At 68.0% G+C, this 25675-nt stretch carries 19 protein-coding genes; 4 read left to right on the plus strand and 15 right to left on the minus strand.

Translation table 11 applies throughout. From position 1 onward, the window contains the following. The first annotated feature begins 52 nt into the window (after positions 1–52). From ACZ5B4_RS13840 to ACZ5B4_RS13850, 3 genes are all read left to right on the plus strand, one after another. Complete coding sequence (locus tag ACZ5B4_RS13840) at positions 53–1438, plus strand: alpha-L-fucosidase (protein WP_464911818.1); 1386 nt, start codon at positions 53–55, stop codon at positions 1436–1438. 494 nt (positions 1439–1932) lie between these two features. Continuing rightward, entirely contained in the window at positions 1933–6378 is a 4446-nt protein-coding gene (locus ACZ5B4_RS13845; RefSeq protein WP_464911819.1) for an FHA domain-containing protein, read from the plus strand. Beyond that, positions 6375–7481, plus strand: coding sequence for an SDR family oxidoreductase (locus tag ACZ5B4_RS13850; RefSeq protein WP_464911820.1), 1107 nt, complete (start codon positions 6375–6377; stop codon positions 7479–7481). The genes ACZ5B4_RS13845 and ACZ5B4_RS13850 overlap by 4 nt, the downstream gene beginning before the upstream one ends. Before the next feature lie 220 nt (positions 7482–7701). On the opposite strand, the gene ACZ5B4_RS13855 is transcribed toward ACZ5B4_RS13850, so the two are convergent. After that, positions 7702–9423: a thioredoxin family protein gene (locus ACZ5B4_RS13855; protein WP_464911821.1), complete on the minus strand. Its 1722-nt coding sequence runs from the start codon at positions 9421–9423 to the stop codon at positions 7702–7704. A 1127-nt stretch (positions 9424–10550) separates the two neighbouring features. Here ACZ5B4_RS13855 and rho point away from each other — a divergent pair. After that, the gene (gene rho, locus ACZ5B4_RS13860; RefSeq protein ID WP_464911822.1) at positions 10551–11840 is read left to right on the plus strand and encodes a transcription termination factor Rho; all 1290 of its coding nucleotides are present in this window, start codon (positions 10551–10553) and stop codon (positions 11838–11840) included. 685 nt (positions 11841–12525) lie between these two features. Here the strand turns inward: rho and ACZ5B4_RS13865 are convergent. The 14 genes from ACZ5B4_RS13865 to ACZ5B4_RS13930 form a co-directional block, all read right to left on the minus strand. Beyond that, positions 12526–13371: a hypothetical protein gene (locus ACZ5B4_RS13865; RefSeq protein WP_464911823.1), complete on the minus strand. Its 846-nt coding sequence runs from the start codon at positions 13369–13371 to the stop codon at positions 12526–12528. A gap of 83 nt (positions 13372–13454) precedes the next feature. Further along, positions 13455–13964 (minus strand): hypothetical protein, encoded by a 510-nt coding sequence (locus ACZ5B4_RS13870; protein ID WP_464911824.1) that lies wholly within the window; start codon positions 13962–13964, stop codon positions 13455–13457. 91 nt (positions 13965–14055) lie between these two features. Beyond that, positions 14056–14454: a hypothetical protein gene (locus ACZ5B4_RS13875; protein WP_464911825.1), complete on the minus strand. Its 399-nt coding sequence runs from the start codon at positions 14452–14454 to the stop codon at positions 14056–14058. An 814-nt stretch (positions 14455–15268) separates the two neighbouring features. Beyond that, positions 15269–15892 carry a hypothetical protein gene (locus ACZ5B4_RS13880; RefSeq protein WP_464911826.1) on the minus strand — a complete coding sequence of 208 codons (624 nt, stop codon included), beginning with the start codon at positions 15890–15892 and terminating at the stop codon, positions 15269–15271. A 65-nt stretch (positions 15893–15957) separates the two neighbouring features. Further along, entirely contained in the window at positions 15958–16182 is a 225-nt protein-coding gene (locus tag ACZ5B4_RS13885) for a hypothetical protein (RefSeq protein WP_464911827.1), read from the minus strand. Positions 16183–16255: 73 nt separating this feature from the next. After that, on the minus strand, positions 16256–16654 hold the full coding sequence (locus ACZ5B4_RS13890) for a hypothetical protein (RefSeq protein ID WP_464911828.1): 399 nt from the start codon (positions 16652–16654) through the stop codon (positions 16256–16258). A gap of 45 nt (positions 16655–16699) precedes the next feature. Beyond that, positions 16700–17530: a LamG domain-containing protein gene (locus ACZ5B4_RS13895; protein WP_464911829.1), complete on the minus strand. Its 831-nt coding sequence runs from the start codon at positions 17528–17530 to the stop codon at positions 16700–16702. 72 nt (positions 17531–17602) lie between these two features. Next, entirely contained in the window at positions 17603–18772 is a 1170-nt protein-coding gene (locus ACZ5B4_RS13900) for a phage major capsid protein (protein WP_464911830.1), read from the minus strand. Between the two features lie 95 nt (positions 18773–18867). After that, the gene (locus ACZ5B4_RS13905) at positions 18868–19350 is read right to left on the minus strand and encodes a capsid cement protein (protein ID WP_464911831.1); all 483 of its coding nucleotides are present in this window, start codon (positions 19348–19350) and stop codon (positions 18868–18870) included. Positions 19351–19458: 108 nt separating this feature from the next. Continuing rightward, positions 19459–20418, minus strand: a complete 960-nt coding sequence (locus ACZ5B4_RS13910; protein ID WP_464911832.1) for a hypothetical protein — start codon at positions 20416–20418, stop codon at positions 19459–19461. 292 nt (positions 20419–20710) lie between these two features. Next, positions 20711–22078: a phage portal protein gene (locus ACZ5B4_RS13915; protein ID WP_464911833.1), complete on the minus strand. Its 1368-nt coding sequence runs from the start codon at positions 22076–22078 to the stop codon at positions 20711–20713. 96 nt (positions 22079–22174) lie between these two features. Further along, positions 22175–23749, minus strand: a complete 1575-nt coding sequence (terL, locus tag ACZ5B4_RS13920; RefSeq protein WP_464911834.1) for a phage terminase large subunit — start codon at positions 23747–23749, stop codon at positions 22175–22177. A gap of 71 nt (positions 23750–23820) precedes the next feature. Beyond that, positions 23821–24345: a hypothetical protein gene (locus ACZ5B4_RS13925; protein WP_464911835.1), complete on the minus strand. Its 525-nt coding sequence runs from the start codon at positions 24343–24345 to the stop codon at positions 23821–23823. A 103-nt stretch (positions 24346–24448) separates the two neighbouring features. Beyond that, entirely contained in the window at positions 24449–25657 is a 1209-nt protein-coding gene (locus tag ACZ5B4_RS13930) for a GNAT family N-acetyltransferase (RefSeq protein WP_464911836.1), read from the minus strand. Positions 25658–25675: the final 18 nt, after the last annotated feature.

A 25675-nucleotide genomic window follows, 5' to 3' on the forward strand; every position in this document is an offset into this window, starting at 1 on the left:
GCAGCGTTTCTCCTTCCTTTACATCCTGTGGACCTTGCTGGGAGTCTTCGACATGAAATCGCGACCTTGGTTCTGCGCGTTCCTGGCGTTGTTCGCCTGCTGCTCCGTCTTCCCCATCGGCCGCGCCGAAGGGCCCGCCATTCCCAAGGAAACGCCCGAACAACGCGATGCCCGCATGCAATGGTGGCGCGAAGCCCGGTTCGGCATGTTCATCCACTGGGGCGTCTATTCCGCGGCGGGCGGCGAGTGGAAAGGCCAACCCGTCGGCGGCGTCGGCGAGTGGATCATGAATTCCGCCAATATCCCGATCGCGGAGTACGAAACCCTCGCCCGGCAATTCAACCCGGTCCGGTACGATCCGGCGGAATGGGTGCGGATCGCCAAGGACGCCGGGATGCGGTACGTCGTGATCACCTCGAAGCATCACGACGGCTTCTGCCTGTTCGATTCGAAGGTCACCGATTGGGACGTGGTCGATGCCTCGCCCTGGGGCAAGGACCTGCTCAAACCCTTGGCCGACGAGTGCCGCAAGCAGGGACTGCACTTCTGCACCTACTACTCGATCATGGATTGGCATCACCCGGCCCAATACCGCGGCAGCGATCGGGCGTACAATCCCACCCGCATCCACCCCGAGCGCAAACGGGAATACATGGAATATATGAAGACCCAGCTCCGTGAGCTGCTGGAAAGCTGCAATCCCGAGGTCCTGTGGTTCGACGGCGAGTGGCCCGACTGGTACACCGAGGAGGACGGCCGCGAAGTCTACGCCTACCTCCGCGAGCTGAAGCCGGAACTGATCATCAACAATCGCGTGGGCAAGGGTCGCAAGGGCATGGAAGGGCTGAGTCGGGACGATCAGGATTACGTAGGCGACTTCGGCACGCCCGAGCAGCAGATTCCCGCCACCGGCCTCCCCGGCGTGGATTGGGAATCGTGCATGACGATGAACGATACCTGGGGCTACAAGCGCCGCGACAATAATTGGAAGAGCGCCGAGACGCTGATCCGGAACGTAATCGACACGGCCTCCAAGGGCGGCAACTACCTGCTCAACGTGGGTCCGACCGGCGAGGGCGAGATTCCCGCGGCCTCCGTGGAGCGGCTGGCGGCGATCGGTCGCTGGATGCGGGTCAACGGCGAGTCGATCTACGGCACGCAGGCCGGCCCCTTGCCCTCCACCCCCTGGGGGCGTTGCACCTCGAAACGCCTTGCGGATGGGACGTTGCGGCTCTATCTGCACGTCTTCCAGCGGCCGGAGAACGGGCGGCTGACGGTGGAGGCCGCGCCGGGCCGCCCCAAGTCGGCGGTCCTCCTGGCCGACGGTTCGGCCCTCACGGCCAAGGCGGAGGGCGGCACGATCATCATCGACCTGCCCGCCAAGGCGCCCGATCCCGTAGCAAGCGTGATTCGCCTGGACCTGGAAACCGCCCCCTGACGGAGCGGAGGGCGAGGCGACGCCACGTAAGATGGTGGTGGACCTTGGGTAGCGATGTAAACACCTCCAGCTTACGCTGGAGGCTCTCATTCTACCTTCGGGTTACGCCGGAGTTCTAAGTCCACCTCCAGCTTACGCCGGAGGCTCTAGGTCCACCGCCGGGTTACGCTGGAGGCGCGGCGAAAACGAACGCCGCGCATCCTGGGGCGACGGCACCTGATCCGGCGGTGTTTCCCGGCGACGGAACCGAAGGCTCCTCGGCCTGCAACCCGGCCTCCCCTCGCGATTGCCTTTCGGGCGATTTTCGATCAAAGTGAATGCAGAGAGACCTACCGCGCCCTGCGTGCGGCCGGCTCGCCGCTGCGGTTTGCGCGCACCGCCTGCCGCCGCGGAGTCCGCCTCCTGGGGGCAGGGCTGGGAGCGGACCGCCGACCCTCGCGGATTACGAAAACCGGTCGGCGATCCTCGGGGCAAAAACCCGCCGGAAACGCATCATGGCTTCTTCGGGCAAATCGATCATGACGACGGAGTGGTGGTGCCGAGGCGACCTCACGGCGATCCTCGAATCCCCCCACGGCCGCCAAGAGATCGCCCTCTCTCGCCCGTGCGTCTTGATCGGCGCTAGTGAGTCGGCGGACGTTCGCTTGACGGGGCCGGGAATCCCCCGCCGCCTGCTGTACGTCCATGCCGCCGAGACCGGCCTGTTCGCCGTCCCGCTGGTCGAACCCTCCCAATTCCACCCCCTGCCGCAAGGCCGGCTGCTCAACCGCGTCCCCCTGCAATTGGGACCGTACCGCGTCACGCTCCACTGGCGTCCGGAAACGGGCCTTCGTGAAGACCCTCGGGAAAGCGACCTTTGCCGGCGGGGATCGTTGCCCGGTCCGGGCTGGGAAGTCGAGGTCCGCTGCGACGATCAGGCCTTGGCGCTGATCCACATTCGGCGGCAATTGACGTTGATCGGCCGGCGCAAGCCTTGCGCCGTGCAATTCGCTCACCCCACCGTATCCGCCTGCCATTGCGTGGTGATCGCGGAGACGGAGCGGCTGTGGGCGGTCGACCTGGGAAGCGCCAACGGCACCCGGTTGGACGGCGAAGCCGTGACGGCCGCCGGTTGGCCCGAACACGTTCCGCTCTCGATCGGCCGACTGAATCTGATTCCGCGCCGACGAACCGGCGCGGAGGACGCCGCCGCGCAACCGTCCCTTGCCGGCGAAGCAGCGCCGATCGCCGGACCCGAGCTTGGTGACGATGACGGCCGGGCATCGGTCCTCCCGCCGATTCGGCCGGAAACATCTCCGGAAAGCCGGCGGTCCGAGCGGCGGTTGCGGCAGACGGCCGCGCATCCCGGATTTCCCCCGCCCCATATTGCCCTACCCGGGGATTCACCCCAGAATAGGGCATTACTTCCCGGGGCGCCCGAGGTTGAACGGGCGACGGGCGACCCATCGGGACGAAGCGGGTGGAACGCCGAAGGAACCTCCCCGGCGGCCGGGACCGAAAATGCAAGCCCCGCCGCTGAGGAAGCGGTCCCTTCGTCGATCGACACCGGCGACGGGCGGCTCGCGACGGACCGCCCGGACGGCGAAGCGGAATTCGTGTCATCGGAAAAATCGGGCCACGATTTCATCACGATGGCCACGAACGGCGCGGCACCTTGGGACGCTTGCACTCTTCTCGTCGTGCCGCCCTTCACGGACGCGGGGCAAGGGATTTTGGAACAGCCGGCAGGGTTTGCCATGCAGGATGATCGCAGCGCCGTGTTGGTGAAAGACCTCGTGCTGTCGCTGCTCGCCGAGGAGGCCGAATCGGAAGGCGATGCCCGAACGTCCCCGGCCTCCCGCATCGCCTGGAGCGAGACGGTCGTCGCAAGCACGGAATGGGACGCCTGCCGCGAGGCGTCCGGCCTGCTCTCCCCCGAGGATCGCGCGGAATGCCTGGCGCGGCGCGAGGCGGAGCTGGCCGCCCGCGAAACCTTCCTCCACGACTTCGCCAAGACGTTGGAAGAGATGTCGGCGGAGCTCTTGCACTTTCAAGATTCCTTGCTCGCCGAAGACGACCGCATTCAGCAGGAAAAGAAGCGTCTGGAGGAGGTCCGCGCCCGCTTGGGCGAAGACCGCGAGGCCCTGTGCCGCGAGCAGGACGCCGCGATGACGGAATTGCGCCGCATCCGCGAAGCGATCCACTTCGAGGAGCGCAAGCTGGCCGAAACGCGGGAAGAGGTCGAAGCGGCCTTGGTCCGGCAGATGGAGGAGCGGCAGGCCCTGGCGGAACTCCGCGCGGAGGTCGAAAGGGAACGGGCGGCCTTGCACGAGGAACGCCTGCAATGGGAGGCATCGCGCCGCGCCGCGGAGGAGGAACGTCGGCGACTGGATCGCGACCGGGAAGAGTGGCAAACCCGGCGCGAGGCCGAGCCGGCCGCCCAGGCCCAACAAGCCGCCGCGCTCCAGGCCGCCCAAGCCGCGCTGCTCGAGCGCGAGGCCCAATGGGAGCGGCGCCGGGCCGAACTGGAAGAAGCGGAGCGCGACATCCTTCGCCGGGAAACCGAACTGGCCGCCCGGGCCGAGACGCTGGAGCGGGATCTTGCGGCCGTTCGCACCCGGCAAGCGGAGGCCGAGGCCGCCTTTCAGACCCTGGCACAACGCGAGCGGTCTCTGCACGAATGCGAGCAGGCACTCCACGCCCGCGAACAGGCCGTGCAAGCCCGGGATCTGGCCCTGCAAGCCGAGACGCAGCGCCTCGCCGAACAATCCGAGTCGCTCCGGCGCCGCGAAGCCCTTCTGAACGCGGAGCAACAGGCCCTGCACGCCCGAGAAGCCGAACTCGAAGAGCAGCACGCCGTTTGGCGGCGTCGCATCGAGGAGTGGGAGCGGCGGGCGGAAAAGGAGCGGCAGGAAGGGATCGATCAGGCGGAGCTTCAAAGGGAGACGGAGCGGCTTCGGGCCGAATGCACGCGGCTGACCCACGAACTCGAAGCACGCGACGCGGAGGCGGCCCGGCATCAAGCGCAATGGCAGGCCGAAGCCTCGCGTTTGCAGGCCGAGCTTGACCGGGCGGCCGAGGACCGGGAAAACCTCCGCGAAGACATCCGCCGCCGAGACGCCGAGCGACGGCAATGGGAACAGGACCGGCAGGCGTGGGAAGAGCAGCGGGCGGCCTTGCTTTCCCAAACGGAGCGGTTGCAGAGCACATTGCGGCAGTGGGAGCAGGAGCGCGAGGATTGGCGGCGCGGGCAAGCGGACGCGGAAGCCCGGCGTATCGCCTGGGAAACGGAGCGGAAGGAACTCCAGTCGCGCCTCGCGGAATGGGAGCTTGAGCGTCGGAAGTGGGAACAGCGGTGCGCCGAGCTTGAGGACCGACTCTCCCGGCGCCAAGCCGACCAATCGGTCACCGTCGAGCCGACGGCGAAAGGCCCGCCGCCCGCGGAAGATCGGCCGAATCCTCGTACGCCGGCCGATATCGAGCCGCGGCGCGAGTCCGCCGGGACGCCGCCGGATTTCCGCCGCTTCATCTCCAAACAGAAGGGATCGGAGCCGCTGGTGATCCCCCGTCTGCCGCCGCGGCGTCGCAGCGCGGCGCCCCGCTGGTTGACCGCGGCCGTGGTGCTGGCCGGGGCCGCAGCCGCGGTAACGTGGTACCATCTGCCGCGACCGGCGATGACCACGGCGACGCTGGACTTTTCCCAGGCCCCGAAGCTGATGCACGTCCGCGACGGAACCGTTCCCGCGGGCTTGGAGGCCGCCGACTTCCCCGTCCTCGAGCCTTTCCTGCCCGACGAGGAAGAAGTCGTCCGCGAACTGCTCACCGGGGAGGACGTCCGCAACAACGCCGTGGTCGCGTCGCTGGCCGAACCGCAGCGTCAATTGCCCGGCCTGCTTTTCATCAGTCGCTCGGAAGACGTGCCCTTCATGCACCTGCGGTTGCGGACGACGCTGCCGGCTGAAGCGAACTCGTTGCTGCAACGATGGTGCGGCATTTATTCGGCGGCGCTGCGGCGCAAGACCGAGGCCGCCGGTCGAGCCGCCCTGGAGCGGATCGAAGCGGAGCGTCACGACGTCTCGATGCAAATCGCCCGGCTGACCGACGAGCAAGAGGAGATCGCAACCCGCCTGGGCACGAGTCGCCCGGTGGAATTGGAGGCTCGGCACCTTCAGGCCGTCCACATGGTCGCGGTCGGCGAGCAAGAGTTGGGGCAATTAACGCGGCAGATGGCGGACTTGACGCAGCGGCGGGAAGCGGCGTCGGCCACGGCCGCCCAGGAATCGCCCGCCGTCGATCCCGCCGAATTGGATGCCGCCTTGGAGGCGGATCCGGAGGCCCTGGAGGTGCGTGCCAAGCTGGCCGGGTTGGAGTCGCCGCCGGCGGCCGACCCGCAGACCGCTCCCGCGGCATCGCCCCCAGAGGACGTCGCCGAACTCAAAGAACGCTGGGACGCCCTCCGCGCCAAGCACCAACAGCGCCTCGCGATGCAAAGGAAGGAGGCCGCCAAGCTGACCGTCGAGACTTTGACGGGCGAATTGCAGGCCTTGGAGGCACGGCGGAACGAGGTGACGGCGGAAATCGCCGAGCAGCGGCAAATCGCCGCCGATTGCGCGGCCGCCGCCGAGACGCTCCGCCGCGCCGAACAGGAGTTGCCGGAGCTGAAAAGCCGGGCCGTGCGATTGGCCGCCAAGGCGGAACAACTGCAAGCGGCCCTGGCCGACGCGGCCGGCCGCGGACCCGCCGTCTCGCTGCAAACCCAACGCCTGCACGAACCGGCCGAGTTCCTCCAACCGCTGACGGCGGCCCTCGCGGCGGCGCTGTGCGTGTTCGCCGCGTGGGGCGTCTCGGCCCTGCTGCTCACGCGGCGGCATCCCGTCCGCTATTTCATCGAGCAGGACGCCGCCTCCGAACCGTCCTTGCCGCAACCCGGCAAGCAGGGGTTGAAGAGGGCACCGACGTGATCGGTCCGTCTCGCTCGTTCGCCGCGTACCGCGAAGCCGCGCCCGTCCTGTCGTTCACCGACCTCTTGCGGCCGCGTGCGAGCCTGGACCCCGCATCCATCCGTCCCGCCCTGCCCGCGAACGCCCGCGGTGAAATGCCTCTGCCCTTGCTGGTGACGGGACTGGCGGGCGTGGCCGGGTATCATGCCTTTCAATGGTTGACGCAACGCTACCCCGGCCGCGTCTGGGGCATTCGCCCCCAAAACAATCCGCACGTCCGCGGGGACAACGTCCTGCCCTGCAACATCGAGGACCGTGCCGCCCTGCAACGGCTGTTTCGGCAGTACCGCTTCGCCGCCGTGCTGGACGCGGTGGGCAACTGCGCGCTCAAACCCTGCGAACTGGAACCCTCGTTGGCGCGGACCATCAACGTGGAAGGCCTGCGGAACATCTTGAGTGCGTGCGGGCGCGAGCGGCCCCGGATCGTGCGGCTCTCCGTGGACCTGGTCTTCTCCGGAAACAAGGGCGGAAACTACGTGGAGACCGATCCGCCCGACCCCGTCACCGTCTACGGCAAGACGATGGCTTGGGCCGAGGCATTGCTGATGGAGTGCGAGCCGGCCGCCTGCATCCTCCGCATTTCGCTGCCGATGGGGCGGAGCCCCAACGGGCACGCCGGGGCGATCGATTGGATCGAATCGCGCTTCCGCCACGGTCGACCCGCCACGCTCTACGTGGACGAAATCCGCACGCCCACCTACGTCGATTGCCTCAACACCGTGTGCGAAGACGTACTGCGATCGGAGCTGCGGGGGATTTATCACGCGGGCGGGCCGCGGCCGTTGAGTCTCTATCAAATCGGCCAGATCATCAATCGGCTGGGCGGCTACGATCCCGACCTGCTGCACGGTATCCCGCGGCGGATGGCAGGGCCGATTCCTCCCCGGGCAGGGAACGTCGCCATGGACAGCGGCAAGTTGGCCGCCGCCTTGGGACGCCCGCCGTTTCTCCCCTGGCCTCTCGACGACGCCTGCGTGCCGACCGACCCGCATTGGCACCGCGGGCGAGAAGCGATCCGCGCCGACGACCCGGCCGGAATTTCCAGCGCCGTTGCCGCGGAGTGACGCCCGAGCCTCGTGTAATTGAAACGACGCACACCGGAGCCGCCAGTGGGAGCTGGTGGTGTGCTATCGCTCGAGTCGCCGGCGTGAGCCGGCGATGTGAGTTGGTGGTAAACCCCGAGGTTGCGCCGTGGACACCTCCAGCTCACGCTGGAGGCTCGCGCCCGAGGCTCGCGCCGTCTCGAGTTGGCGCGTGAGGCCGACGCGGCTTCGTCCTTTCGCGTTAACGCCGGAAGCCGCCGCCGGGAGCCGCGGGAGCGGCATATCCGGCGGGCATGCCGACGCCGCTTGCCGTCACGGCTGGACTGCCGTTCCAGGGGTTGGCGAACTCTTGCGAGCCGTAGCCCCCGCCGTATCCCGCTCCGATCGGCACTTGGTAGCTCGCGCCGGGGACGGGCGAGGCCGCGGCCTCCGCCGGCATCCCACCGTTCGGTCCCTGCCGCGCGGGGCCGCCCAACATGGGAGCCTGTGCATTCACCGGCATGCCTTGACCCTGCCGCCAGGCCGCCTGCAACTGCTCCCAACCCTGAACGTAGCGTTCCGGATCGGCCGTGAACTTGCGGTAGGAATCCTCGCTGTCGAAGAGGTACACTCTGCCCGCGAACCAGCCGCCGTAATCGCGTCGGCCGTCCGCCAACTCACCCGTCTCCAAGATCTTCACGATGTCTCGACCGCCGAACACGGGGGCATAGCGTTCGGGATCGGCCAAGAACTTCTGCTGCTCCTCCGGACCGGCGAACAAATAGGTCCGACCTTCATGGCGGACTCCCCAACGCCGATTGCCGAGGACCCAGCGTTCCTTTTCCATCAGACTCACCGGGCAATAGCCTTCCATCGCCAAAGGCGGGTTGCCGGGAGGAATCTCCAGGGCGGGGTTGCGGCGGGCGGCGGCCTCCGCGGACGCGAACGAGCTCCCCATGCCCTCCAAGGCCGCCCGAGAACCTACCGGCGGTTGCGGCGGGATGGGTTGAGGATTGAATGCCGGCTGGGTTTGGGCGGGCAACGCCGGCGACCCGTACGGCGCTTGCGCGACTTGATCGACGGGCGGTTGCGTCGGCGTCTGCCACGGCGTGGAGGCTGCCGGTCCCGGACCGGGCGGCGCGGACTGCGCCCAATCGGCCTGCGTGCCGACCGGCGGAACCGCAGCCGCCGGCATCGTCCAGGGAGAAGAGGCCGGCGGAGCGGCCGGGGCGGCCGACCAGGCCCCATCCGACGGACTCTGCGGCGCACGCGCCCCAGACGCCGACGCAAACGCGCTCGTCGCGGCAGACGCGGTCGCCGGGGCCGTATTCCAATTCGGGGCCGGGCCGCTCGGCGGACTCTGCGCAAACTGCGGCAACGGCTGCTTCGGCATGGGAATGTTGAGGCTCAAGCCGGGGGGAGCGGGCTGATCGGCGGGCAGCGTGGCACGGGGAGGTTGGGCAGGCGCGGCCGCCGGCCCGGACGGCATCGCCGAAAACGCCCCGTTGGGAACGCCCGCCCCCGACGCCGCCGGCAGCGTTTGCTGCCGCTGCCGCCACGTCCAAGCCAGGCGGCCCAGCCGTTCGACGTACCGCTCCGCCGTGTTGGCCCCCACCGATTTATCTACCAGTTCGCCTCGCGGCGTCAAAACGACGTCCGCGGGCACGGCGTCCACGCCGAAACGGCCGGCCAAACCGGGTTCCCGATCGCGGTCGATCTTCACCAACACGTAATTGCCTTGCAGGGCCGCGAGGACCTCGGGGCGAGACAGGACGTCCGCCTCCATCTGCCGGCACGGCCGGCACCAACTTGCCCAGAAATGCACGAGGACCAAACGGTTGGTTTGCGCGGCGGTTTGAAGACCGGCGTTGAAATCCGTCAGCCAAGCGGCGTCTTGAGCCTGTGCCGGCGGTACGCCGAAACACACCGCCCAAACAAGCACCGCCGCCGGAAAGAGTCTTCGATAAGCGCTCGGGCGAAACATCGTCGCTTCCTCGCAGTAACGACAGAATCGGACGCGCAAACCGGCGCGCCTTGAAGGGGGTTTCCGTCGTTACCTTATCGGAGCGATCGGTCGCCCAAGTTTTGAGAAAATTGGAGGATCGTGCCGCTTTTTCCGAAATTCACGAAAGACACGAAAGCGCCGGGCGTGCCGCCTTCGCCGCCCATGCCTGCGGTGCAAGCAGCGCGAAAGCGTCTCCCGCGCGGTCGGCACCGTGCGGCGTCCCCACCTCGGATTGACGCCCGAGGCTCACGCTCCCGCCGTGTGCGTCGCGGATTCGCCTCGCATCGGCCGCACGAGCCGGGAGGCTTCCACCGGCGGTGAACTTCAGCCGGGGGTGAAGTCGCCGCAGCCCGGCAAATTGCAAACGCTCGCAAAATCCGCTTGAAAACTCTCGCGGATTACGGTATATAGAGAGTGTGGTCTTGATGATATCGGCGCGAAAATAAGGAGCCGCCGCCGGAATCGCCGGGGGCTGTATGAGGCGGAAAGGCTCTTCCAACGCCGTCGCCGACTTCGCGCGGCCCGCGGGGGGAAATCCAATTCGGGGCCGGGGTAGGCCTGATCGCCGGACGCAAAGGCCGCGGCAAAGCAGGCGGGCGGCTTGACACACGTGCTTGCACGGATACGATTATTGGGGTGACCGATCTCGTCGGTCAAAGCAGCCGTTAGCAATTCGGGGATTCTCGAACCTTCCCTCTCCTGTGGGTGAGAAGTGCCGCGGGCGTCGATGGCCGCGGGTTCTCCGGTTCGCAAGTGTTCGCGTTCACGCTCCGGGATTTCGGCTGATCCGTTGCTTTGGGTCGTGCGTGAACGGAAGGCAGGAAGCGATGCTTCGCTGCGCGTCGGCTACGGCTCACGAGGAATAGTTTTTGAGGCGTTCAGGACGGTTTTCAACGTCAAAGCTCTGAAGTCGCGTCCGAATCCTCGCGGTTCTTGGGCATCGGGCAAGGTCTAGGAAATCGCTTTGCCGAACCATTCGGTGCTTTCGACGCCGCGCGAACGAACGGCCGGTCCACACGGTGATTCGGGCGATCCAGCGTTTCTGAGGCCGTGCGCGAGGAGTGCGCCGCAACTCTCCAGGTTTCCGACTCTTTCGGTGTTTTCTCATGAGCAAAAAAAGAACGAACGGTTCCAATCGCCCGCGAGGACAAAGGAACCACGGTTCCGATCGCAACAACCACAATCGGCGGAACCACCCGCGTAACCCGCAAACCAACTCCCATGCCCAAGACAGCGCCGCGGCGGTGGAGACCCTGGACGCCCCCGGCGCCGAGTTGTACGAATGCGGCGGGGTCTTGGAAATGCACCCCAGCGGGTACGGGTTTCTGCGGAGTCCCGAGGCCAACTACGAGCGGCGATTGACCGACCCGTTCGTGCCGGGAAGCATGATCGAGCGGTACCGTCTCCGCGAGGGAGTGGGGATCCGCGGCATGGCCCAGCCCGGCCGCAAGGGGCAAGGGCCGCGCCTCCGCGAGATCTTGGACGTGGACGGCATGCCTCCGCAAGACTACGTCAACGTCAAGCAGTTCGACGAAAAGACGCCCATCAATCCCGAACAATGGTTGCGTTTGGAGACGGGCAGCGAACCCATCACCACCCGCGTCATGGACCTGCTGACGCCCATCGGCAAGGGTCAACGGGCGTTGATCGTGGCCCCGCCTCGGACCGGCAAGACGGTGCTCTTGCAGCACATCAGCCATGCCATCGCCACCAATTATCCCGAGATGAAGCTGATCATCCTCTTGGTGGACGAGCGCCCCGAGGAAGTCACCGACTTCCGCCGCGTCTGCAAGAATGCGGAAGTCGTGGCCAGCAGCCTGGATTGCGAAATCGAAAGCCACGTCCGATTGTCCCAACTGATCGTGGAGCGATGCCGCCGTTTGGCCGAAATGGGCAAGGACGTGTTCCTGTTGATGGACTCCATCACGCGTTTGGCCCGGGCGTTCAACAAATGGGTGGGCAATACCGGCCGGACCATGACCGGCGGCATCGACGTCAAGGCCATGGACGTGCCGAAGAAGCTCTTCGCCACCGCCCGCGCCTTCGAGGAAGGGGGATCGCTGACCATCGTGGCTACCGCCCTGATCGACACCGGCAGCCGCATGGATGAGCTGATCTTCCAGGAGTTCAAGGGGACGGGCAATATGGAACTGGTGCTGGATCGGCGGCTCTCCGACCGAAGGATTTGGCCCGCCATCGACATCAGCCAGTCCGGCACGCGGCGGGAAGAAAAGTTGCTGCCGCCCGACATGTTGCGGGCGGTGACCATCCTCCGCCGCATGTTGTCGAACATGAATCCCGTGGACGCCATGGAGCAGTTGACGACCAAGCTGGCCAAGTACCGCTCCAATCGCGAGTTCATCGAGCTGATTACGGCGGCCCAAGTGGCATCGTAAAGGCCGCGCACACCCGAGCCGCCGGCGTAACCCGGCGGTGTGTTATCCATGGAGCCACCAGCGTAAGCTGGTGGTGTTAGTTGGTGGTGAACCCCGGGGTTGCGCCGTAGTCACCTCGGGCTCACGCCCGAGGCTCCCGTAACCGAAACCACGCACACCCGAGCCACCAGCGTAAGCTGGTGGTGGGAACCGTGCACGCGTCATCACATGGGAGCCACCGGCGTAAGCCGGTGGTGTCAACCGGTGGTGAACGCTGGGATTGCGCCGTAGTCACCTCGGGCTCACGCCCGAGGCTCCCGTAACCGAAACCACGCACACCCGAGCCACCAGCGTAAGCTGGTGGTGGGAACCGTGCACGCGTCATCGCATGGGAGCCGCCGGCGTAAGCCGGCGGTGTGTTATCCTTGGAGCCACCAGCGTAAGCTGGTGGTGTTAGTTGGTGGTGAACCCCGGGGTTGCGCCGTAGTCACCTCGGGCTCACGCCCGAGGCTCACGTAACCGAACCCACGCACATCCGAGCCACCAGCGTAAGCTGGTGGTGTTAGTTGGTGGTGAACCCCGGGATTGCGCCGCAGTCACCTCGGGCTTACGCCCGAGGCTCATGTAATTGCGCGTAATGGAAACGACGCAAGCCCGAGCCGCCGGTTCACGCCCGAGGCTTGCACGGCGTCTGAGCTTCGCGCGATCACTCCTCCCGAAACAGCGGGGCGAAGTCGGCCGACTCGAAGAGCGGGCCGTCCTCATCCTCCGGCACGGCGAAACCGGGCGGGTCCGCGCGATAACGATGATTCCACCCGAATACCCGTCCCCCATGTTTGATCGCCCGCTCGCGGAAGCGATATCTCACCTCCCAGCAGAAGGGAGCGACATCGCCGGAGGTGCCGCGGAAGAGCTTGTCGGCCGCTGCGCCCAGGAACAATAGCGTCCCCGCCTCGCATCCCAGGAACGGATCGGCATTCACCGTGCCCTGCAATTCCCGCATGGCGTGCCACGGCGGAGCGACGACTTGCCGCCACGTCAGAATGTGATCCGTGTGCGGCAGGAGCAGCTCCAGGGTCGCATCGCCGGGCAGGTTTTGCTGGGGCAGGTCCGCCCAATGCCAGCCCGACGCCCCCAGCGGAAACACCTCCCACAGCGGCTCCATGCGATAGCTCAAGTGCGTGCCGCGGGGCGGTTGGGGCCCATCGACGCGGTCTTGCGGCGAGACGCTGCGATACTCCACCCGCGCCACCGCCGGCGTGCCCGAATAGTCCGCCAGCAGCGTGGAGGGGTCGTCGCCTTGCCCGGCCAAAAGCGTTCGCAAACTCGCCGGATCGGCCGGCTCGAACGTGACCGCCACGGCGTCGGCATCGGTCTTGCCGGGGTATCGGCTCCAGGGTCGCGGAGCGTACTCGCCGCCCCGGCCCAAGACTTGGGCCGCGAAGGCCTCACGATCCTCCCAAGCGATGAGGAATCGCCGCACGGCGCGAAAGCCGTCCGGTCCGTGCCGCTCCCGCGGCGATCCCGCCAATTCCTGAAAAAAGATGCCCACGATGCACCCCCTTCCCAGGCATCGAAACCATCGGTTTGACGTCGCATCGAACTCTGGGGCAAACGCCCCGGCGGTCCCCGGCGTCAGCCGGCGACGCCGATCAGGGCCAGGTCGTAGTGGACCGCCCCGCCTTCGGCCTTCAAACGGAGATTGCAGGCCTGGGCGTTCACGGCCCACCCGGAACCGGGATGGCTGAGCAGGAGGGCGGCGCCGGGCGGTAGGCGGAGGGTCTGCTGGGCCGCCCCGAACGGCCCCCACCACGGCGTTTCCGTATCGCCGCCCAGCACCAAGACGCCGCCGCTTTCCGCGCGCTGCCGGAGCAGCAGGGCCTTGATCACCGCGAACGCTTGCGTGATTTGGCCGCCGAAGAGGCTCCGCGGCAGGGCGGTCAGGGTCCAGCGCCGCGCGGCATCCTCGGCCAAGGCGTCGCCGGGCACGTACCATACGGCGTCCGCCTGCCCCGCCGCCGTTCCGCCGGCCAGCGCGAATCGATACTCCAACCGGTTGTCATCGGCCAAGAGAGCGAAGTCCTGCTCGTCCCGCCAATTCCATCCCAATTGGGCCGACACCAAAGCACGCAGCGATCGAGACATAGGCTCTTTCCTTGACGGCAACGGGAAAAAAGCGGGCAAAAAGAATCGTGTGCAGGAAGCGTGCCCGGCGCGGGCGCGGCTGCTGCCGCTGTTATTCCGCGATCCGTAGCAGGGCCGACCAGTCACTGCTCTGGCGCCATAGGGAGGCGGATCGAGCGACGATCGGGCCGCGGCGGAGGCCGACGAATCGCACGACGGCCAAGGCCGGCTCCGCCTCCCACGTCGCTCGATGGAAGACGGCGGTCAAGCGATCGCCGACCGCCGCCACACGCTCGTAGTCCTCGGCATCCACGGTGATGCGGAGCATCCGCTCCTCCCAGCGCACGCCGCCGGAGGTGAGCCGCAGCGGCCGCGCGGAAAGCACGACGACGATGGCTCGGGGCGGCGCGATCTCGCCCGCTCGCGCCGTGAGCACGCGATCCGGAGCGATCAGGGCGGCCAGCTCGGCGTCCGCCGCCCAACGGTCTTGCAGGCTTCGTTCGAAAGACATGGCACGGGTTCGCAGGTTGGAGGAAACGATGCTCGAATCCGCCGGCGTGAGCCGGCGGTGTGTTATCCTTGGAGCCACCAGCGTAAGCTGGTGGTGGTGTCGCTGTACGCGTCATCGCATGGGAGCCGGTGGTGTCAGTTGGTGGTGAACCTCGGGTTGCGCCGTGGTCACCTCGGGCTCACGCCCGAGGCTCATGTAACCGAAACCACACACACTCGAGCCACCAGCGTAAGCTGGTGGTGGTGTCCGCGTGCGCGTCGTCTCGTCGGAGCCGCCGGCGCGAGCCGGTGGTGTCAGTTGGTGGTGAACGCCGGGTTGCGCCGCGGTCACCTCGGGCTCACGCCCGAGGCTCATGTAACCGAAACCACACACACTCGAGCCACCAGCGTAAGCTGGTGGTGGTGTCGGCGTGCGCGTCGTCTCGTCGGAGCCGCCGGCGCAAGCCGGCGGTGTCAGCCGGTGGTGAACCCCGGGTTGCGCCGTAGTCACCTCGGGCTCACGCCCGAGGCTCATGTAACCGAAACCACGCACACCCGAGCCACCAGCGTAAGCTGGTGGTGGTGTCCGGGTACGCGTCATCGCATGGGAGCCGCCGGCGCAAGCCGGCGGTGTCAGCCGGTGGTGAACCCCGGGTTGCGCCGCAGTCACCTCGGGCTTACGCCCGAGGCTCACGTAACCGAAACCACGCACACCCGAGCCACCAGCGTAAGCTGGTGGTGGTGTCCGCGTACGCGTCATCGCATGGGAGCCGCCGGCGCAAGCCGGCGGTGTCAGCCGGTGGTGAACCCCGGGTTGCGCCGTGGTCACCTCGGGCTCACGCCCAGGGGACGGCCTCGATTTCGGCGGGTTCGGTCAAGCCGCCCTGCCGGATGATCCTGCTGACGGCGAACATCCGGCCGAGGCGGTCGCGAAAGCGGTAGGTTCCGCCGGGCAACCGCACGTCGGCCCACAACCGCGATGTGCCGGACGGCGGGGCGTCGGCATCGCCGGGCGGCTCGCTCCACCGGCACGGCACGCCCGCCGCGAACAGCCGCCAAACGGGCAGCGGCTCGCCGTGCGTCCCCTTGCGGAACTCGGCGATCTGGATGTCGATGGTCACGCCCGGCTCGAAGGCGGCCGACGTGTCGCGGCACCAGGCGGCCAACCTCCCGGCGGGAGCGGTGGAGACGGCCAGCACGACCCAGCGGCGGCCGTCGGCGTCGCGGATCACGTCTCCGGATCGCACCCCCGCCGGCACCTCCGACGCCAAGAAGGTCCAGACGCAATCCACGCGGACCAAGGCGTCGCCGCGGTCGTCGCGGACGGGCGGGACGGCGCGGCGGAAGGCCCAGCCGATCGTCCGACCCGGTTCGCGCCCCGCGCGCAGCCAGGTCACGGGCTCGCCGCCGTCCGCAATGCGGGCCGGATCGTCTTGGGGTGAAAACAGGGGTCCGCTCATCGCGCGCTCCTAGGCTTTTCCGTCATCGTCGGGGATGGGACGTCGGGAGAAGGCCGGGCGACCGCCTAGGTCACCGCACGCGATCGCACCTCGAACGGCTCGGCCTCCGCCAGCTTCACGTCGCACCACTCCACCACGTCCTTCAGACGGGCCAAGTACTCGCTCCACGAAACGGACTGACCTTCCAGTTGGTAGCTGGGCTTGGGTTGCAGCGTCAATTCGGCGATCAGCGACAAGCACTGGGCTCGGATGACTCGCAGCGACGACGCGTCGGGAATCTCTGCGCTCATGACGATTTCCTCCTCGGGTCCGAAGGTGCGTGAAAGCCGATGGTCCGGGGTCTTTACCCTAAGTGTTGTCGTCCTAGACCGCCCAAAGGCGGAATCGTGCCGTGATCTCCTGCCCCGCGACGGGCGTCAAGCGGTATTCCACCAGGTAATGCCGACCGGGGGTGGGAAAGGCCGGTTGCTGCGAGACGTCCAGGGCGTGGCGGAAGTTGTAGCCCAGCTCGTCCACGTCCCACAGGGCGTCGTTTTGCAGCGCGGCGAAGAGGACGGCGGCGGGGGCCAGGGCCGCATCCTGATGTCCCGCCACGGGCGTCCGCAAGTAGGGATCGCTCGAGCCGAGGACGTACACGCCGTAGCGGACGGCGGTGACGGCGGCGGGCGTGAGCGGCAGGCCGTCGTGGCCCACCATCCGCGCCAGCAGCGTCGCCGAGGCGTTGGCGAAGACGACGCCGGGAATCTCGACGGCATCACCCATGGCCGATCGTTCCTTTCCGTTTTTGGTGGATGGGATGCGGAATCTTCAGACGGTCCGAGCCAAGCCCGCCCGGCCGCCCGGTACCCGGATGCGGGCGGCGAGGACGTGGCGGGCCGTGCGACCGGCCGCGGTACCGGGGCACCATGCCCGGCCCGCCGCGACGGGAAACCGCGGCACCGGCTCGCCGGAGGGCGGCGGGGGCGGCGGCGGTTCCGGTTGGGGATAGCGGATGGGCGGATGCGTCATCCAACCCGGTCCGCCGTCCGCCGTCAAATCGTTCCCCGCCCCCGAATGATCGGCGTCGTTCTCGCCGAACTCTCCGCCCAGCGGCCAATACCCGCGGAGGCTTTCCGGCCGAACCAAGAGCGGCGAATCGCCCTGGGCCAAGGCGAGGATTTCCGCGTCGGTGAGGGCGGCGTCCCAAATCGCGGCCTCGGCCGTCCCGCCCGCAAAATAGGCCGTCACCCCGCCCGACGACTCCCACGCCGCCAGGGTCGTCCGATTGAGTCCGCCGGGGGCCTTGGCGGCGGTATCCTCGGCGCCCGGCTGACCGTTCAAATACACCTTCCGGCGATCCGCGGCGGAGAACACTCCCGCCACGTGCTGCCAATGATCGACGGCGTAGGAGGCGCTGCTGCGGGCGATGGCGAACGTGCCCTGCTGAGCGGTGACGGCCGCCGCGCGAACGCCGTCCGGACCCCGCAATTGCAGGAAATACCCGGAGTGGTTCTGGCTCGTATTGCACAGTCCCAGCACGTCCTCGTAGGCCGAGCTGCGATCGGGACGGACCCACACGGCGAGGGTCAGGGGGGTCTGCCCGACCACGGCCGATCCCCGCCACAACCGTTGCGAACTGCCGTTGAACGTGCGTGCCATGAGTCGCTCCCGTCGTCGCGCGGGCTTGGCAGAGACCTTGCCCGCGCCGCGCCTTCCCATGCCCCGAGACGATCAGCTCGCCGAGCAGCGGACCACCGCCCGCGGCTCCAGCACGGCGGGCGTGCCCCGTTCGCTCGCCTTGAAGCGGACCACGATGTCCTGGTTGAAATCGGCTTCGCTGCCGGCCGACGACTGCGTGACCGTGATCGGCCAGTTCTCCATGTAGGCGAAGGCGCGGGCGAAGTCGCCCAGGAACCACCAGGTTTTGGCCTGCTCGTCGGGCGTGCCCGCCGCCGTGATCCGCGATGCCAGCAGCCGGCTCTCGTGGACGCGGTAGTCGGCCAAGGGATTGGGCGACGCGGTGGCCCTTCCCCCGCCGCTCTCGAACGTGATCTGCTGGGCGGCGAAGATCCGCCTCGCGGTATGCCGCAAAGCGGAGGGCACCAGCACCGTGTTCGGCCGCATCAAGATCGGTTCGCCGGAACCGGGGTCGGTCATGGCGGCAAAGAGCTGTTCGGCGCGGTCCACGCTCGTCCAGTCGGTCAGGGGATTGTCGGCCAGCAGGTTGACCCAGGGTCCGCCCCCGCCCGCCGCATAATACGTGTCGTAGGTCGTGCCGTTGTGCTTGTAGCCGGCGACGGCCCCCAGAATCGTGTCCAGAATCCGCTTTTCGCGATTGAGACCGAGGATTTCGCCGACTTCGGCGGCCCGGCTGAGAACCACGTGCGTGCGGTCGAAGAAGATCGCTTCCCGGGTGACGGGAACGATCAAACCGCGCTTGGTGGTCCGCGGCGTTTCGATGTAATCCTCCCCGAAGCCGACGTGGGGATAGGGCATGCCGGGGTGGACTTCGGCCGCGGCGTCCGGCAGCCGCGATGCCCCGGGGATCCGCTCTCCGTCCAACCGCGTGGGAATCACGCTGATCAACCGCGAGGCGACGAAGGCCTCGTGGCGGTAACCCTCCAGGATCTTGGATTGGAGGACCTGGCCGGTGATCTGGAGGAAGGCCGTGGCGTCCACCCCTTCCGCCTCGAAGATCGGCACCGCATCGCCGCGGCGGGGATCGAGGCTTTGCACCCAGTGCCGCCCGTCGGGGAGAAGGGCCTCGGCCAGGTCGCGGAGGCTGAAGTCCTCGGGCCGCAGATCGCCGCGGCGGAGGGCCTCGCTCACATGGCCGACCACCGCCTGAGTACCGTCCAACTCCAATTGCCGCCGCAACTCCCGACAACAAATCGTAGGCATCGCGCTTTCCTTTCCTGTCGCCGGCTTGAAAATGACTTGGAAGACTCGGCGCTCCGCGCCGGCATGCGCCGCGCCGCGAACCGGGTCGAAGGCGTTCACGCGGTCGCCGTGGTTCCTTTCACGCCGCCGGTCATGACGGTGGAGCAGATTTCGATCCATATCGTGCCGCCGGGTTGCGGGGCGCGTTTGGCGACGCGGCCGACCGCCAAGGCCGCCTGGGCTACCTTGGTCACGCGTTGATTCTCCAGCCGGGTCCCGTCGTCGGCCTCGTCCGCGCCCACCCAGTCGCCCAACTCGAAGCTCTCGCCGGGGCAGACGAATTCGAAGACGCCGGTCGCCGCCACGCGGATCGGTCGATCGTCGCCGACGGGGCTGCGCTGCATGGCCACGCCCAAAAACCGCCCCGCGAAGAGCTGCTGATTGGCCGCCTCGTTGCCCTGGTCGGCTTGCGTGGAGGCCGAGCGGGCGACGCCGTTTTCCAGATACACCAGGTCGCCGATTTCGATCAATTCGTTGGGATTCACGGCCGCCACTACCGATCGCGTGTCTCCGAACCGCCATCGCATGCGATCCGCCATCGTGCTGCGCTCCTTTCCCCAGAGGTTCACGTCGCCAGAGAGAACATTTGTACATCATATTTGCCGGAACGCCGGTCTCGGCTTTTCCGATTCGAGAACTCGGCGGGTTCAAGGCCGCAAGACGGCGCGGACGAACTCGGCCGTGGGATCGCCGGGCGCCCGACGCAGGGGGTCGCGGGCGGAGGGAGGCTCGATCGCCGGCTCCGCCTGCATCGACGGCGGAAGGCGTGCCGAACCGGCGCCGGCGCGGGCCAACGACGCGGCTTCGCGGAGGATCTCGCGCGCCAGGCGGCCATCCTCGGCGGTAAGCAGGAGGTCCCACAGATGCCGCCCCAGCCGCAGCCCGATCGCCCGTTGCGGGGCGTGCGGCGGCAGCAGGCCGTACTCGGCAGCCGCCTCCGCCAACATGCACGCCCGCTGAAGCCGCGCCAATTCGCGCCGCGCCTCCGCCAGGGCTTCCTGAAGCACCGCGGCGGGAGACGGGGCGGAAGGCACGGGAACCGGGCAGCCGACGTCCGGCGACGACTCCCCCTGCCCGGCCCCGACGCGCCCGTTTTCCAACCCTGCCGCGCCGACCGGCGATTGCGACTCGAACAGGCCTTGCGTCCCGGCGGGGTCGGCCACCACGTCCACGCTCATCACCTGCTCGATCTCCTCCACCACGGTCCGTCCGCCTTCCCGCCGCACCTTGGCCAGCACGTTGTGCGAAAGGCCCAGGTTTCGCGGCGCGTGCTCGGCGTCCCAGACCAGCCGCTGCGCCAACTCGTGCTTGGGGTTGAACCGCAAATCGGCGAACAGGCCCGCGCCTTCCTGGAACCGCACGCGGCAGATCTCGCCCAGCCGGTCGCGATAGTCTCGCGGTTCGCCCGGTCGGGACGGATGGTTGATGTTGACCCGGGCGTTCTCATACAGCGGCACGGCCCGGCGGAGCGTTTCGGCCGGATACTCGCGCCCGTTCTTGGAGTAAAACCCCAGCACTTTGACGCCGTGGATGATGCCGGCGTCGGCGTCCACCCGCGGCGGCGCATCCGGCCAGGCCGTGAACTCTTGCAGCGATTCGCTCGGCATGGATACCTCCTTTCCAATGGGGATGTGGCGTTGCCCGCGCCTCGGGCGTCCCACGAGCCTGGGGCGTCCGCCCGATCTGGAAGCGAGGGACAACACCGAATATGGAAAACGTCTTCGCGGCCTTCACCGCCGGCTCACGCGGCGGCTCCGATTTCGTTCTTCCGGCCGCAACCCGGTCGGCTCACGCCGGCGGCTCTCCTTGCTGCCCTTCTCCTTTCCTTGTTTCGTGCACCAACACCGCCGGATCACGCGGCGACTCCGATTTCGTTCTTCCGGCAGCAACCCGGTCGGCTCACGGCTGCGGGTCGGGCTGAGCCTGCCCCTCGCGCCCGGCGCCGCTCTCGCGGCGGGGGTCCAAGCCGTGCCGCAGGGCCAACGTCTCGCGCGACATCGCGCCGCAGCGGAACAGCACGGCGTCGGCCTGGGCCTCCTTGAGCCGATCCCGCACGGCCAGCGGCGGCGGCACCGCTTCGACGGCCACCCGGCTCAGCACGTCCTCCGGCAAACGCCCGGCCTGCGCGGCCGCCCGCAGCACCCGCCTCATCACCCGTAAGTCGTCCTCGATCATTTCCTGCTGCAAGCGTTGGAACATGCGCACGGCGGGTCCCTCGGCCACCAAGGTGGAGGCATAATTGGCGTTGGAGGCGTCGCTGGTGAGCATGAACTCGGGCATGACCAAACGGCTGGCGATGGCCCGCAATTCGGCCTGAAGCAGGGTCACGTAGCGCCCGGCGTCGATGGCGGAGGCGGGAAATTCGTATTCCGTGCCGGCCGCCGCGTCCAACACCGTGCCGGGGGCGAACAGCAAGCGGGGAATGCCGCCGGGGGATTGCGGGGAATCGTCGGCGGCTTCCGCGGCGAAGCGTTCCACGGCCGGCTTGCTCGCCCGCGCATGCTTGCGGATCAAGGCCACCGCCGATTGCACGCCGGCCACCACGCTCATATTGCGCAGCAGTTTTTCCGCCCGGCGGAGGTTCTTGCGAACGGGATAGAACAGCGGCAGGCCGCGCTTGATGTTCAAATCCACGTTGGCCTTGCGATGCTGGACGGCATCGGCCTCGACCCATCGCCCGCCGATCCAATAACCCAGCACGCGTTCCACGTCGTGGGGATCGGTTTGCACGCCGAAGCTCGCGGCGGGGTCGTGGCGGCGGACGGCGGGGCAGGCCACCTCCTCCGGTTCGACGAAGCGGACCTGAAGCCGCCCCTCCGCGTCGGCGAAGAACCGCAAGAACACCTCGCCGTCCCGGTCGTAGCGGCGCAGGATTTCCTGCTGCCGCCGATGCCAACGGTTTTCGTGGAGGAATTCGTCGAGCACTTCCTGGGCGGCGTCCGCCGCGCTCGCCCCATCCGTCGCCTCGCGGTCCCCGCCCGAGACGCGGGGCGCCGCGCGATAGCGATGGCCCGTCCCCACCACGTAGCTGATGCGGTTTTCGTGGCCGTTCACCGCGAATTCGTTTTCCACCGCCAAGGCCCGGCACCGGCGGCGGATCTCGGCCAGCTCGGCCTCGTTGCGAAAGGGCGCGCTGCAATCGCCCGGCCAACGCATCTCCGCCGGAGCATCGTCGCTCCAGGGGTCGTCGAGATCGGGGTCCATCCAGGGCGAGGCGCCGCCCAGCCATTCCCGCAACCACGGAATCAACCCACGTCCGCTCGCCATGCCGCGTCCCTCTCGTGCCTCTCGTGTGTGCGATGTGGAAAGTTTGCCGGATCGGACCGCCCGCCCCGCGTACGACGGGGCGCACGCAGCGGAGAGTTACCACGCGATCCGCCCGACGATCCGTTCGCCGGGCCGCGGTCGCGTCCACTCCTCGGCCAGGCGGAGCGCCATCTCCAAGGCGTCCGGGCCGTCGTCGTGCTCGGCCAAGGGGAACATCCGCAGTTGCTCCACCAGCAGCCGCGTGCCGGGCGAATCGCGGCGAAACCGCAAGCGTCGGCGGGCCAACAGCGGCCCCAAACGGCGAATGCGGATCAGCTTGGGGATGTGATTGCGGATCAACCACGGGCTGCAACTCGCCAATCCCCGCGCGCGAAACGCCTGCAAGAGCGGCTCCGCCAACAACTCCTGAAACTGATTGCACTCCACGCCGAAGGCCTGCACGCCGTGTTTCAGGCACCAGTCGGCGGCATCCTCGACCATCCGGGCGACGCTCCGCCGCGCGAGGTCGGCTTCGACGTAGATCTCGCCGGAGGGCGTCTCCGCCGCCAGGACCAAGGCCGAATAATCGCCCTGCCGCCCTTCGCTCCCCTTGCTGGGATCCAGGACCGCCACCCGCCACAGCGTCTCGGGGGGAAAGACATCGAACCAGACATGATCGGCGAAGTATTCGTCGGGCCACTCGCAATACTCGGGCGAGACGGGGGAGTTCTGCTTTTCTCGGGCAAAGGCGGCGGCTCCGATCTCCGCCCGCAGGCACATCAAGCTATAAAGGTCCTCGCGCTGCGGCCACAAGACTTCGGCTCCGGCCTCCATGTCCGCGCGATGTTCGAGGAAGAAGCGGCGTGCCGCGCGGGCCGCGTCATGCCGGTTCGGCCGACGGTAGATGCGTTCCCACTCGGCCCACAGCTCGCCTGCCTGGGGCGGGCGCTCCAGGGCCCGAAAGACCCACGACCGCCACCCCGGCGTCCGCGTCAACTCCATGCCCAAGGCCTCGCCGTGCAAGGCCGTGGCCAAATGCACGACGTTGGTTTGGGGGCTCCCCGCCGCGAGCAACGTGCCGTGAAACCACAGCCGGGTCCTTTCCCGCAGCCGCGGGGAGAGCATGTGCCGTTCGCTTTGCAGGTCGTCGGCCACGATCAGGGTGGGGCGGTCCATCCGCCGCCGCTTCCCGCGCATGGCCTGGCCCGTCCCGAAGGCCTCCCAAGTCGCGCCGTCCTCCAGCGCCACACGGTCCGCTCGGCAGCGCCGCAAGCGGCGGACGCGGGGATAGTCCCGCCGCAGGGCGCGATTCTCCTGCAATTCGGCGGCGATGTTCTCGAGGTGCGCCCGCGCTTGGCGCCGCCCGTCGGAGACCAGCCAAACGTAGCGTTCGCCGCTTTCCAGCACGGCCCACAGGGCATATCCGAGCGAGGCCAGCGTGGATTTGGCCGAGCCGCGGGGGGCCAGGACGTTCAATTTGCCGCCCCGCCGCCGCGACATGGCGACCAGCTCTCCCGCCACCACCGCGTGCATGCGCGACGGGGGCAGCGGGAAGTGTTCGGGCAGATAGCGGCGGCACCAAGCAAGCAGGTCCGCCCGCTCGCCCGCGGCCGCTTGCAGGCGTCTGGCCCGGCCGTGCCGCAGCGCGATTTCGCGATACAGCGTATCCGCCCAAAGTCCGTCGCAGTCCACCGCGCCCGCCTCCCACGAAGATTCCGCGAGAACACCAACCGCCGTCGGCCTCGTTCCCCGCCGTGCCGCCGTCACTCCGCCTCCTCGTCCGGCACGTCTGGAGGCTCCCGTTCGTGCCGATCGTCCGTCTCGTCGTCGCCGTCGTGCGTCCCGGGATCGGGCTCGGCATTCCAGTTCCGGCCCAGCGTGCGCAACCGCCGCAAGATGTTTTTTCGATACTTGGCGGCGGGGACCTCTTCCACGATCAGGGCGGCGAACTCGGCCAGCAGTTCGCGGACTTGATCGGCGGTCAAAAGGTCGGCCTTGCGAGGGGCGAACTCCTCGGGATTGAGGCGTTCCAAGGCCCAAGCCGCCGCACGCCAATAAGGCTCTTTCCGCGCCGCTGCGGCGATGTTTTTCATGAACAGGATTTGGGCCTTCAGTTCGGCCTTGCGCAACTCGTCGGCGAAGGCGGCGTCGCGCTGCGCGGTCCTTTGGATCGTGGAAGGCGAGCAGCCGACGTAGCGTGCCGCGGTGCGCCGGCTGCATCCCACGCTGAGGATCGCCAGGACTTCGCGTTTACGGTAGTCATCCAATCCCTTGGCCGTGCCAGCCATGCTTGCCGCTCTGCTCCCCGGATGGTGAAACGGGATGTGGAAACGCGTCCTTGCCCACGCTTGCGCCCGCGCCGCGCGGCCGCTCGCCACGTTGGTGAACTCTTCAGGGCAGGTATCGGAAGGACACGACGGCCCGGCCCCACGACCCCGTGTAACCCGGCAGGCCGCCGGGGCGCGAGCCGAGTTTGCGCACCGCGGTGGTCGTCCACCGCTGCGAGCGGCGGCAATGGCCGATGACGGCGGGATGAGCGGCCGTGATGGTCACGCGGTTCCCGCCGCGGGCCGTCCAGGCCGCCACGGCATCCAAGAATGCTCCCCCGATGCCCATGCCCTGATACTCCGGTAAAACCACCAATCGGCTGATGCGACGCACGCCGGGGCGTCCCGGCATGGGGGCCGCGGCGCAGAATCCCGCCGCCTCGCCCTCCCAGACGGCCAAGTAGCATCGCGCGGCAACCGGCAGCGAGCCGCTCAAATAGTGATGACGTCGATAGGCTCGCCAAGCCTCACGCCGGCAAGGAACGATCTCCAAGCGGATCGCCGGCCGTGGAAGGCACCTCCTGGTAAAACGCTTCACCGCCATGTCGATGACCCAGTCCGGGGCCAGCCAATCCATCACGTCGTAATGGCAGGTGACGGCCGCGAAGCGGCACGGGAGACGCCCTTCGCGAATCCGCCGGGCGGTTCCCGCCGCAATCGCCCGGGCCGCCTGACGATCCACCACGCTTGTGAATTCATCGCACACCACCAGCGGCAAGCGGCGGTCGGCCTGGGGCGGCAACAGGGCGTGCCACGGCTCGTTCTCCGGCGTCGCGTCGCCCGGCCCCGGTAACTCCGTCGTCGCAGCAGAAGCGGCTTGGTCCGCCGTTCCCTCCGCCGTCCCCCGCTGCTCGGCCCGCGGATACAGCGCCTCGGCGAAGCGCCGCGCCAAATCGCATCGCGCCCGTTCGCCGTTGCTCAGCAGGTGGTAGGGGCGGAGCCAGGCGGGCGGCGAGGCGAATCCCACCGCCGTCAACAATCCCGCCGCCTCTTTCAGCGTCATGCCGTCGAAGACCTCGATCACCGCGCGGTCGCACGGCCAATCCGCACCCGATGCTGAGCGGGCGCCGAACAGGTGCCCGGCCAGCGTCGATTTGCCGCTCCCCGACGGCCCCACGATCAAGCCGATCCGCCAATCCTCGCTTTGCGGCGGGACGTCCACGACGAACCGTTCCCGGAGTTTTTGCCCCAACGGCACGTCGAACATGCCGGCCGCCTGCTGCACGCGAAAACTCGGCCGGACCGGCGATTCCAGCGTGATCTCGAAGCGCATCCGCCACCCCGTTCCGCG

It is taken from the genome of Thermogutta hypogea (genome assembly GCF_055386265.1).